The 11,717-nt window shown below is 72.5% G+C and carries 9 protein-coding genes; 6 read left to right on the top strand and 3 right to left on the bottom strand.

Annotation, left to right across the window (positions count from 1 at the left end):
• Positions 1-29: 29 nt before the first annotated feature.
• Together ABZ646_RS27775 and ABZ646_RS27770 are read left to right on the top strand one after the other, a co-directional pair.
• Positions 30-1,448: an AMP-binding protein gene (locus ABZ646_RS27775; protein ID WP_360524385.1), complete on the top strand. Its 1,419-nt coding sequence runs from the start codon at positions 30-32 to the stop codon at positions 1,446-1,448.
• A gap of 17 nt (positions 1,449-1,465) precedes the next feature.
• Positions 1,466-3,235, top strand: coding sequence for an AMP-binding protein (locus ABZ646_RS27770; protein WP_360524382.1), 1,770 nt, complete (start codon positions 1,466-1,468; stop codon positions 3,233-3,235).
• A gap of 88 nt (positions 3,236-3,323) precedes the next feature.
• Here ABZ646_RS27770 and ABZ646_RS27765 read toward each other — a convergent pair whose 3' ends face one another.
• Positions 3,324-3,491, bottom strand: coding sequence for a hypothetical protein (locus tag ABZ646_RS27765; RefSeq protein ID WP_360524379.1), 168 nt, complete (start codon positions 3,489-3,491; stop codon positions 3,324-3,326).
• Positions 3,492-3,770: 279 nt separating this feature from the next.
• Between ABZ646_RS27765 and ABZ646_RS27760 the strand changes: the two genes are divergently transcribed.
• The gene (locus ABZ646_RS27760; RefSeq protein WP_360524376.1) at positions 3,771-4,991 is read left to right on the top strand and encodes an alanine--tRNA ligase-related protein; all 1,221 of its coding nucleotides are present in this window, start codon (positions 3,771-3,773) and stop codon (positions 4,989-4,991) included.
• A 282-nt stretch (positions 4,992-5,273) separates the two neighbouring features.
• On the opposite strand, the gene ABZ646_RS27755 is transcribed toward ABZ646_RS27760, so the two are convergent.
• Together ABZ646_RS27755 and ABZ646_RS27750 are read right to left on the bottom strand one after the other, a co-directional pair.
• Positions 5,274-6,221 carry an alpha/beta fold hydrolase gene (locus ABZ646_RS27755; RefSeq protein WP_360524373.1) on the bottom strand — a complete coding sequence of 316 codons (948 nt, stop codon included), beginning with the start codon at positions 6,219-6,221 and terminating at the stop codon, positions 5,274-5,276.
• 76 nt (positions 6,222-6,297) lie between these two features.
• Positions 6,298-7,239, bottom strand: a complete 942-nt coding sequence (locus ABZ646_RS27750) for a chlorophyllase (protein ID WP_360524371.1) — start codon at positions 7,237-7,239, stop codon at positions 6,298-6,300.
• 219 nt (positions 7,240-7,458) lie between these two features.
• Between ABZ646_RS27750 and ABZ646_RS27745 the strand changes: the two genes are divergently transcribed.
• The 3 genes from ABZ646_RS27745 to ABZ646_RS27735 all read left to right on the top strand — a co-directional run.
• The gene (locus ABZ646_RS27745) at positions 7,459-8,049 is read left to right on the top strand and encodes a TetR/AcrR family transcriptional regulator (protein ID WP_360524368.1); all 591 of its coding nucleotides are present in this window, start codon (positions 7,459-7,461) and stop codon (positions 8,047-8,049) included.
• A 259-nt stretch (positions 8,050-8,308) separates the two neighbouring features.
• Positions 8,309-10,006, top strand: coding sequence for a SpoIIE family protein phosphatase (locus ABZ646_RS27740; RefSeq protein WP_360524365.1), 1,698 nt, complete (start codon positions 8,309-8,311; stop codon positions 10,004-10,006).
• A 331-nt stretch (positions 10,007-10,337) separates the two neighbouring features.
• Positions 10,338-11,717 (top strand): SDR family NAD(P)-dependent oxidoreductase (locus tag ABZ646_RS27735; RefSeq protein WP_360524362.1); only part of this gene is annotated, 1,380 nt, incomplete at its 3' end.

The following is an 11,717-nucleotide window of genomic DNA, read 5'->3' as shown; positions in this document are numbered from 1 at the left end:
TGTCGCCGCGCTAGGTGGCCGTACCGGCGGTGACCCGGACCGAGTCTCCCCGGGCGGCCCCCTGGAAGACGGCGGACCGGTTCCCGCACCGCCCCGCCGTCGTCGTCACCGGCTCGGAAGAGGGCTACACCTTCCGCGAGCTGACGGAACGGGCCGATTCCCTGGCCCGGGGACTGCAGCGAGCGGGGGTGGCGGAGGGCGCCGTCGTCGCCACGGACATCCCCACCGGACCCCGTTTCTTCGCCCTGGCCCTGGCGGGGCTGCGCCACGGCTACGGAGTCTTTCCGGTGGGCGGTCACCACTTCGCGACCCCGACGGCCGACGCGCTGCTCACGAGCACCGCCGCCGCCGTGCTCGTCACCGACGGTGCCCGGTCCCCGGGGCCGCTGCCATGCCCGGTCGTCGGGGACGACGAACTGGCCGCGGCGGTCGCATCGCCCCCCGCCGCCCCCGAGTCCGCGCGGCGGCCACGGGCCGGATACCTGGTGTTCGCCACCTCGGGCACCACCGGCGTCCCCCAGGCCGTGCTCCGCCCGCGCCCGCCCCGTCCGTACAAGGGCGTCGCCGTGGCCGAGCGGTACGGCGCCGGCACCGACCGCGGCGCGCACGTCATGGCCAACCCCACCTACCACCTGGGCACCCTCGGGCCGGCCCTCTACGCCCTCCAGGCCGGCAGCGCGGTGGTCGTGCAGCGCGACTGGTCGGCCGCCGGCTTCGTCGCGGCGGTCGACCGGTACGAGGCGGACAGCGCCATGCTGAGCCCCGACCGCCTGCTGGAACTGGTGGAGGACGGTAAGGCACCGCACCACCCGCTGCGCGTGGTCTTCCACGGCGGATCGGCCTGTCCGCCCGCGGTCAAGCGCAGCGCCATCGACCTGCTGGGCCCCGTGCTGCACGAGTACTACGGCACCTCGCGCGGCACCCTCACGGAGATCGGCTCCGAGGACTGGCTCGACCGTCCGGGGGCCGTCGGACGGCCGCTGCCGGGCATCGGCATCGAGATCGCGCGCGACGGGCACGCCGTACCGGCGGGCGCCGTCGGAGAGATCCGGGTGAGCCTGCGCGGCGCCGATCGCGGCGACGACGAGGCGCGCTTCATGGACACCGGGGACATCGGCTTCCTGGACGCCGACGGATTCCTCACGGTGGTCGGCAGAGCGGACGCCTCGGGAGATCCGGACCAGGCCCGCCTCGAGTTCGAGATCCGGCTGATCCCGGGGGTGACGGAGGTCGCCGTCGTCGGCGCCGACCTCACCTGCCACGTGGAGGTCAGCAGGCACTGCCCGGCCGACGTGACCCCCGCCGTACAGGCGGCGGCACAGCGTCTCGGCCTTGCCCTGCGCGGTGTCGTCACCGGGCCCACCGGATCGCTGCCCCGTACGCCCAGCGGCAAGATCGCACGGGCGGCGCTCGCCGCGGCCCCCGCGCACGCGGACACGGGGCGGTGAGGAGCCGGGGCCCCCTGGTGCCGACGGCGTACGGCTGGCTGCGCCGGTACGCCCGACGCCACCCCCGACGCACCGCGGTGACGACGTGGCGGGACGGAGCGGTCCGCGCCTCGACGACGTTCGCCGAACTGGCGGCGCTCGCCGAGCGCTGCGCCCGCGTCCTGCGCGCGGACGGTGCCGCACCCGGCGCCCGCGTCCTGCTCGTCCTGCCGAACGACGTCTCGTTCACGGCCGTCTTCCTGGCCGCCGTCGGGGCCGGTCTGATCGCGGTGCCGGCGCCGACCCCCGAGGCGTCCCGCCCCGGGGCGTTCCGTGACCGGCTGCTGGGCATGGTCCGGGACTGCGATCCCGCCCTGCTGATCACGACGGACGGGTGGCAGGAGGAGATCCGCTCGCTCCTGGACGGCCGGGGCGCGCGGTGCGCCGTACGCTCCTGGGAGCGTGTCGCGGCCCCGGGCGCGCCGTGCCGCACCGCCACCCACGCGCAGGCCCACGAGATCGCCTTCCTGCAGTACACCTCCGGGTCGACCGCCGAGCCGAAGGGGGTGGCCATCAGCCACGGCGCGCTGCTGGCGAGTTGCGGCCAGGCGGCGCGGACCTATCGGGAGCGGTACGACGACGTGGCCGTGACCTGGGTGCCGCTTTCCCATGACATGGGCCTGGTGACGGGGGTGCTGCGGCCGATGTTCACCGGGTACGGCTCGGTCCTGATGCCGGCCCGGGAGTTCGCCCGTGCACCGGCGTCCTGGCCGGCGGCCGTCAGCGCGTGCCGGGGGACGCTGTCCAGCGCCCCCGACTTCGGCTACGACCTGTGTGTACGGCGCGTTCCCCGTGCGGAGGCCGATGCCTTCGACCTCGCCTCCTGGCGGGTGGCCCGCAACGCCGGGGAGCTCGTCCGTCCCGGCACGCTGGACCGGTTCGCGGCGCACTTCGGCACCGCGGGCTTCCGGCCCGCCGCCCTGTGCCCTTCGTACGGCATGGCGGAGGCCACCCTCACGGTCACCACGAGCACCCCGCAGCGGCCCGCCCTGCGCCTGGAGGTGCTGCGGCGGCCCCTGGCCGAGGGCGCGGTCGTTCCCGTGGACCAGGGGAGCGCCGTGGACGGCCCCACCGTCTCGCTGCTCTCCTCGGGCGTCCCTCTGGCGGGGACGCGGGTGGCCGTCGCGGGGGCGGCGGAAGGCGCCGTCGGCGACATCGTCCTGCGCGGACCCCAGCTGTTCAGCGGCTACTGGCGGCGGGACGCGGCTCCCTTCCGGCCGTCCGGCGAGGGGGAGTGGCACGCCACGGGAGACCGCGGCTTCCTGTACGAGGGCCATCTCTTCGTCCTGGGGCGGGCCGACGACGTGCTGGTCCACCGTGGGAAGAAGTTCCACCCGGCGGACGTCCTGGCCGTGTGCGCCGCGTTCCCTGAGATCAACCCGGGCCGCTGCGCGGTGTTCGCGACGGACCCGCCCCGGAGCGGGGAGAGCGGACGCCGAGCGGACGTCCAGCTGGTGGCCGAGCTGCGGGTGCCCGCACCCCCGGCCGGACTGGCCGGCCTCCTGAAGCGCCGACTGGCGAGAGAGCTCGATCTCTACGTCGCACAGGTGCACTTCGCGCCCCGCGGGAGCCTGCCGGTCACCACCAGCGGGAAGCTCCGGGTGTCCGAGGTCGCACGTCGCTTCCGGGCGGGCACGCTGCCGTTGCGGGGACGCGAGGAAGCGCCCGAAAAAGAATATTTAGGCGGAAATCAAATGCCCCGAAACATGTCAATCGATACTCAAGGATCGGGCTTTCCGTCGCCTTGACTCCGACTGGTCATGTAGCTTCCTCCGTGCGGCGATCGGCCCGCGTTGGGGGCTCTTCTCGTGCGGGCCGCCGCTCTCCCCGATCGCCTCAGCAGCAGAGCGGGATGTCGGGAGCCTTGGAGCCGACCGACCCGGCCGGAGCGGCCCAGTGGGTTTCCTGGAGTCCGGTCGAGCGGTCGGGGAGAGCTCCCCCGGTCGTGACGCCTGTGAACAGCAGCACGAGGGCGGTCAGGGAAAAGGCGGCAAGAGTGCGCACGGTGGGACCTCTCCGTCACTTCGGTTTTGAGTCGTTCGGTTCGACAGGGGAGATCTTGACAGTACGTGACTAGGCCAGTCAAGAATCTAATGTCGTCGGCGCTATGTCGTGAATAGCCCCTTTTGGCGTGGATTTTTTGTCATGCTATTACGGTATCCGTGTGGCAATCTGAGTGATCTTTGATCTCGAATTTTTTGTTGTTACATTGGGAGTCATAAGTAAGTCACTAATGAATCGGGGGCTGTAGGGTTGGCCGGAGCGGCGGCAGGTATTCAGCAGGTGTCCGAGGTCCTGGCCGCCCGGGGTTACCGTTGGCAGCCGCCACCGGTCCTGGTGCCGCCCGACCGCGCGGAACTGTTCCCGAGCCACCGGGCGCCCTCGTGGATCGACCCGCTGCTCAGTTCGGTGTCCCGATCGCGGGGCGGCGTCTACACGGTGCGCTGGTCGATCGGGGCTCGGCCCATGGGCGCCCTGCCGGTCGCCATACCTCCTTCGGCCCAGCGTGTGCTCAGTGCCGTCTGGGCGGGGCCACGTCCGTTCCACGTCCCCATCGAGCACGTCGTGGAAGCACTCGCCGGTGCGGGGGTGGACACGGGCGAGCTCGCCTTCGTCGTGCCGGTGCACCCCGCCGCCTCCGACCCCCTGCGCCGGGCTCTTGCCCACCTGGGGATGCCGGGGCATCGGATCGGACACGACTGGCGGACCGTGCCGAGCGCGAAGCGGGCCGTGCTCGCCGGCGGACCCCGGCTCAGCATCGAGTTCCCGGTCGGCTCCCGCTGCGGCGGCACCTGCGGTCCGGGATGCCGGTGCGGACGCTATCTCGCGCTCGCCCACCTCCAGTTCAGCCCGGACTCCCAGGTCCGTTCGCTGCTGGAGGTCGTGGTGCTGGAGAGCGAACTCCTCAGTGCCGTGGACGACACCCGTGAACCGTTCGGCGTGCGACGCTTCGAGACGCTGGTGAGGAGCGTTCGTGACGTGCTGTCGGTGCACGGCGCGCACGGCACCCAGGCCCAGCGGGTCCGCCTGCTGGTCGACCGGGTCTTCACCGCCGCCCTGCTCATCGGATCGGGCTTCGTGCCGGGCCCCCGCGGGCGCTCGCACGTGGTGCGCAGGCTGCTGCGGAACGCTGCCACGGAGCTCGCCCTGACCGGCGTGTCCCTCACCCGGCTCGAAGGTCTCGTGCAGGTCGCGGACCGGACCGTACGCACGCAGCTGGGGTTCACACCGCTCACCGACTACCTCATGGACACGGTGAGCGCGGAGCGGGAACGCTTCGCGCGCGTGCTGGCGAAGGCACCCGTCCTGCTGGAGAACGCGGTGACACCGCGCCATCCGCCTGTCGAACGGGCGCGTGCCCTGCTGCGGTTGCGCAGCGACCACGGCATTCCGCTCTCGGTCGCCGTCGCGTGGTGCCGGGAGCACGACATCGCCGTATCCCTGCGGCAACTGGCACGGCTCGACCCTGACCGGCACGTCGGGAAGGGCCCCTGGCCGCCGTGACACCGGCGAGGGGCCGGTCGGTGGCCGACGGCGACGGATGCGGCGGCTTTCCGCGGGGCACCGTGCAGACCCGGCGGGGCAGGACGGTCCGGGCCGAGACCGCTTCGTGCTCCGGTTGCCTGAACGGAGCTGGGAGATCGGCCCCAAGGGCCCGGCTGCCGCTGCCGCTGCCGCTGCCTCGACGTCGACCCCGGCCCGCTCCGCGGCGGCCACCCGGAGCGTGCGGCCGGCCATGCACGGGCGGTCCGGCCGCGGAGCGGGGCCGGACAGCCCGCGGACGTACTACTTGGTTGCGACGCGTCCGACCGGTTCGGGGCCGGCGGCCAGCGCCTCGCACGCCGTCTGCCACGCGGTGTCGCCGGGGTGGAGCCGGCTGTGGAGGTAGGCCGCGGTGAGCTGCGCGAGCGCCGCGACCAGGCCGGGGTTCTCGTCGGTGGTCTCGGCGGCGTCGTACCCGGCAACCCCGCCGAGTCCGTGTTCCGCGCCGAACAGGGTGAGCAGGGTCTTGGGGCCGGGGGCGAGATGGTAGGGGTCGGTGTGCCAGGCCGGGCCCATGTCGGTGAAGTGCCGGGAGTCGTCCTTGTCGCCAGCGACGACCAGCGCGGGTGCGGTCATCGAGGAGAAGTCCGTGGTCCGGAAGAACGGCGTCTTCGCGGCCATGACCCCGGTCAGGGCCTCGCCGCCCCTGCCCGGTGCGGCGAGCAGCACGCCCGCCTTGATGCGGGGCTCGACGAGGTCCGCCTCCTGCCCGGTGTCGGGGTCGGTGATCCGGGCGCCCAGCAGCTGGCTCGCGGTGAAGCCGCCGAGGGAGTGCCCGGCGACGGCGACCTTGTCGTGGTCGATCCGGCCGGCGAGCAGCGGCACGGCTTTCTCGATCTCGTCGAGCCGGTCGAGGACGTACGTCATGTCCTCGGCCCGCGAGCGCCAGAAGAAGGGGGCGCCCGGGACGTCGGCCAGCGCGTGGCCCAGAGTCCTGGAGTCGAGGTGGGTGGGCTGGACGACGACGAAGCCGAGGGCCGCCCAGCGATGGGCGATCGGGCCGTAGCCGTTCAGGGAGGAGAGGTTGTTCGAGGGGCCGTGGCCGTGGGAGAGGAGGATCAGGGGCAGGCCGGTCCCGGTCGCCGGGGCGGTGACGCGGAGCTGGAGGTCGACGGGCCGTCCCGGCACGGACAGGACCAACGGGCTGTACGACAGGACCGGCGCGGGCTGTCCGGTGGTGGACGCGCTCATGGGTGCTGGTTCCCTTCTGGTGTGTGTGCCGCCGCCCGGCCGGGGCCGGGCGGCGAGAGGAGAGTGGTCGGCCCGGTCACTTGCTCCGCAGGTTTCCCAGCGGGTCGGGGTCCGCCTCCAGGGCGGCGGTCGCGGTCTTCCACGGGGTGTCCTCGCCGTACAGGGCGCTGCGCAGGTAGGCCGTGGTGAGCTGCTGGACCAGGGCGACGCGTGCGGGGCTGGCGTCGGTGGTCTCGGCCACCTCGTGTCCGACGATGCCGCCGAGGGAGTGCTCGGCGCCGAAGAGGGTGAGCAGGCTCTTGTCGCCCGGGCTGTAGGTGTAGGAGTCGGTGAACCAGTCCGGACCACGGGTGGACAGGTGGGACTGGTCGCGGTCCCCGGCGACGATGAGGGCCGGTGTGGTCATGGTGTCGAAGGACGGCCTCATGAAGGGGAAGTTCTCGGCGGCGAACGGGACGAGGTCGTCGCCGAGGCCGGGCAGGGCGAGCAGCACGCCCGCCCTGACACGGGGATCGGACATGTCCTCGCCCGGCTTGCCGTCGGAGTCGAGGACGCGCGCGCCCAGCAGCGTGCTCGCCGACTGGGCACCCCAGGAGTGCCCGGCCACGGCGACGCGGTCACGGTCCACGCGCCCGGCCAGCCCCGGCACGGCGGCTTCCAGGACGTCGAGCCCGTCGAGCACCCGGGTGAGGTCCTCGACGCGCATGCGCCAGATCCGCGGCGTACGGGGGTCCTCGGCGGGGATGTTCAGGGTGCGGGAGTCGAGGTGGGTGGGCTGGACGACCACGAAGCCGCCCGCGGCCCAGTGGTCGGCCAGTGGGGCGTAGCCGTCCATCGACCAGCCGAAGCCGTGCGAGAAGACGACGACAGGCAGGCCGGTGCCGGTCGCGGGAGCGGACACGCGCACCTGGAGGTCGTCACTGCGTTCCGGGGCGGACAGGACGACCGGCCGCGCGGATATCACCGTGGCGGGTGCGCCTGCGGTCTGCTGCGCGTTCGCGGTCCTGGATTCGGACATGGATGTGCCTTCCGTTCGGTGCGTGCGCACTCTTGGGTTCGGTGGGCCCGGCGGGCGGCGGCGAGGGCGTGGCTGTTCCGGTTCCTGTGCAGCGTGCTGCGGACAGCGGTTGGCCGCCGACCTGCCGGTCTGTCATCATGAAGCAAACGGAACCTTGTTCCGCATACGATACGGAACGTCGATCCGTTTTGCAAGATCGGCCATGGAAGGAGTGCTGCGGTGAACGACGGCGGCCAGAGCCCGGGAAGTTCAGCCAGGTCCAGTCGCAAGGACGCCCGGCGCAACCAGCAGGCACTGCTGGACGCGGCCGCAGCAGTCTTCGTGACCTCGGGTGTGGAGGCGCCGGTACGCGACATCGCGGCCATGGCCGGCGTCGGGGTGGCCACGATCTACCGCCATTTCCCCACCCGGGCGGACCTCGTCGTCGCCGTCTACCGCCACCAGATCGACGCCTGCGTGGAAGCCGGCCCCAGACTGCTGGCGGCCTGCCCCACTCCCTACAGCGCCCTGGGGCAGTGGGTCGGCCTCTTCGTCGACTTCCTCGTCACCAAACACGGCCTCGCAGCCGCGATGCAGGGCGACAGCACCGGCTTCGAGGCGCTCCACGCCCAGTTCCTCGAACGTCTCCTGCCGGTGTGCGCCCAGCTCCTGGAAGCCGCCGCAGCCTCCGGCGAGGTCCGATCCGGCCTCGACGCCTACCACCTCATGCGCGGCATTGGAAACCTCTGCATCGGCGCCGAGAGCGACCCCCGCTACGACGCGCGCCGACTGGTCGCGCTCCTCGTCGCCGGACTGCGTCAACCGAACTGACGCGGCCCCCGCGCATCACGGGGGTGCTCGCACGAACGGCAGGACGCACTACGGCGTCCCGCCGCGCCCGGCCCGACGCCGACGTCGAGGACCTCGTGACCGCTCTCGCAGCCACGCCCGGCGCCGCCGTGTCCTCAGCCCGGGTCCAGGGGGGGAGCCGAGCGGCCGGGCTGCCCGCCCTGCGGGTCACGTCTGTGGCCCCGGGGTACCCGGATCGCGGGGATGGCCCAGGCGGTTCCTCCGGTGACGGGAGGCAGAGATGACGGGTCCGGATGGTCCACGAGAAGCGGTCGGCCGGGTCCTGGACGCCCTCGGCACCGGTGCTTACCTGACGGACGAGCAGGGCCTGATCGTCGCTGTCAACACGCGCGGCGAACAACTCCTGGCCCGTCCCACCGCTGATCTGGTCGGCCGGGACGCCCATGACCTGCTGCACCGCACCGGCAGCGGGGAACCTGTGCCGAGGGCCCGGTGCCGCCTCGGGGAGAGCCTCCTCGGCGGGCGCACCCAGCAGGGCGAGGACGAGTGGTTCGAGCGCGGAGACGGCACGCTGCTGCCGGTGGGCTGGCTGGCCACCCCCTGCGACATCGGCAACCGCAACCCGGCCACACTCTTCCTCTTCCACCCCACGGGGCACCCCGGGCCCCCGGCCCGGCGCCCACCGGCCGGTGCTCGCCTGTCCGAACTGGAACGGCTCGCTCTCCTCGCCGAGACGACCACTCTGCTCACCTCCACCCTGGACATCCACGAGGCACTGCGCCGCCTGATCAGCCTCGTGGTGCCGCGCATCGCCGACTGGAGCGTCATCGACCTGATCGGCGAGCGGGACGAGGTCTGGCGCTTCGCCGTCGCCCACGCCGAGGACGGCACGGTGACCTTCCGGGAGGACCTCCAGGGGCCCATGCCGCCGATACCGCAGGAGTCCCCGATGCCGCTGTCCCGCGCCCTGCGCGGCGTCGCGTCCTCCTTCGCCGGCCCCGAGACCTATCAGGGCCCGCCCGACTCCGGGATCGCGGTGGAGCAGCGGCGCCTGTTCGAGGCGACCGGCATGCACTCGGCCATCGTGGTCCCGCTCCGCAGCCTGCACAGCGTGATGGGGGCCCTCACCCTGGGCCGCGCCGACCAGCCCGAGCGGTTCACCTCGACCGAGGCCGCCCTGCTGGAGGACATCGCCCGACGCGCCAGCCTCGCTCTGGAGAACGCCCGCCTCTACCAGCGCCAGCGCCAGGTCGCGGAGACCATGCAGCGCCACCTGCTGCCGAAGCTCCCGCGGTCACCCGGCCGCAGCATGACCGCCCGCTACCTGCCCGCGCCGGACGCCTCCCACGTCGGCGGCGACTGGTACGACGCGTTCACCCTGACGGACGGCGCCACCGCCCTCGCCGTGGGGGACGTCGTCGGCCACGACCTGGAAGCCGCGGCCGGCATGGCCCAGCTGCGCAACATGCTCCGGGCCTACGCCGTGTCCCAGCAGAAGCCACCGAGCAAGATCGTGGAATGGCTCGACCAGGCGACCCTGCACATCGCCGAGGTCTCCATGGCCACGCTGGTCTTCGCCCGCATGAGCGAGAACGCCGACGGCCACTGCGAGCTGTCCTGGACCAACGCGGGCCATCCACCTCCCCTGCTGGTCACCCGCGAGGGGGTGGCCCGCTATCTGACCGACGGCCACGGGATCCTCCTGGGCGTCACACCGGAGCGGCCCCGTCCCGACGCGACCGCGGAACTACCGCCCGGGGCGACCCTGCTCCTCTACACCGACGGCCTGATCGAGTCCCCGGGGCACACCCTGGACGAGGGCCTGGAACGCCTGCGTCGGCACGCCGCGGCCCTGGCCCACCGCTCCCTGGAATCCTTCACCGACGAGTTGTTGGCGCGGGCGCGCCCGCCGGACAACGACGACGACGTGGCCCTGCTGGCCGTGCGGTACGGGCCCGGTTGGTCCGCCAAGACCTGACCGTGCCGGGCGCGCTCGTCACGTATCAGACCGAGGACGCGGTGAACTGCCGCAGGAGCGTCTCCGCCGGCCGGTTCTCGCTGCGCAGGGGCCCTTTTCCCGCCCCCTGCGTCCGCCGGCAGCAGTGAGTTGCTGATTCCTGCCAGGCCTCGGACGGCGACGAGCGCTGGTCCGTCGGCCCCGGCCGCCCGTCAGTGACCCGTCAGTTCGGCGTCAGCTGCTCTCGGAACAATCGCGTTCGTCCGGTCCGCCTCGAACCCGCCTCGGCCTGGTACGCCGCAGAGATCGGCTGACAGCAAGGACATCCTGCCTCAGACGAGAGGGAATGACCGTGTCCCAGCAGGCTCTCCAGGGTGGCGCACCCCCCGTCGCCATCCGCAGCGCCGCCTGGTATCTGCCCGACCACACTCTGCCGATCACCGATGTACGGACGTTCGACGAGACCGAGCGCGCCACCCGGGACGGCCTCGGTATCGACACGGTCCGGGCGGACGACCGGCTGAGCTCCGTCACCCTCGCGGAACGCGCCGCGCGCCGGGCGCTCGAACAGGCGGGGCTCGAAGCCCGGGACCTGGGCGCCCTGGTGATGGTGGAGTCGCGGGTCCAGGAGACGTTCCTCAGTTCCGAGGCGACCAGACTCCAGCACCTGCTGGGCGCTGACAACGCCACCGCTTTCTCGGTGGGCGGCCTCGGCTGTGTCTCGATCACCCCGGCCCTGCTGACGGCCCGCGGACTGCTGGCCGCCGACCCTGCCCTGAACGACGTCCTGGTCGTGCACGGCAGCAAACCGGCCGCCGCACTGCGCTACCGCCACCCCGTCACCGTGAACGGCGACGGCGGGCAGGCGCTGCTGCTCGCCCGCAGGGGGAGGACACGGATACTCGACATCGCGCAGACGACCAACGGGCGTTATTGGGACCTCTTCCACGTCGACTACCGGGACCGCCCCACCGCCCAGTGGCGTGAACAGTGCACGGAGCCCCGCACCTACTCCTTCCGACTGGCCATGGAGACGCGCAACCGGCTCTCCGTGCTCTTGGACGACCTGCTGCGGCGCAACGGAATCGGCCGGGCGGACGTCGCCGGCTTCGTCAGCCAGAACCTGTCCGCCGGGAGCTTCACCTTCCTCGAGGACTCCCTGGACATCGAGCTGCTGCCGGCGTGCCGGGAGAACCTCCGGCAGTACAGGACGGCCGTCGTCACCGGCGCGAGCAAGGGCATCGGTCTCGCGGTGGCCGAGGCGCTGGTGGCCGCGGGAGCCGACGTGGTCGCGGCGGCGCGGACCATGTCACCGGGGCTCGACGTCCTGGTGAAAGCGGGCGGAGTCCGCTGGGTCCAGCTGGACCTGACCGAGCCGGACAGCGCGCAACGACTGGTGGCCGCGGCAGGACAGCACATAGACGTGCTGGTCAACAACGTGGGCTCGGCCCCGGCCCGGCCCGGCGGCTTCCTCAGCGTGACCGACGCCCAATGGCGGCGGACCCTGGAACTCAACCTGTTCGCGACGATCGCGGTCACCCGGGCCGTGCTGCCCCTCATGCTGGAGACCGGCCGGGGTTCCATCGTGAACATCGGCTCGGTCAACGCCGAACTGCCCGATCCGACAGTGGTCGACTACAGCGCGGCCAAGGCCGCACTGGTCAACTTCTCCAAGGCCCTGTCGAAGGAGTTCGGGCCCCGGGGCGTGCGCGTCAACAGTGTCAGCCCCGGC

This window comes from Streptomyces sp. NPDC007162, from assembly GCF_040634175.1.
Classification (GTDB): Bacteria; Actinomycetota; Actinomycetes; order Streptomycetales; family Streptomycetaceae; genus Streptomyces.
This window is presented reverse-complemented; position numbering and strand designations above follow the sequence as displayed.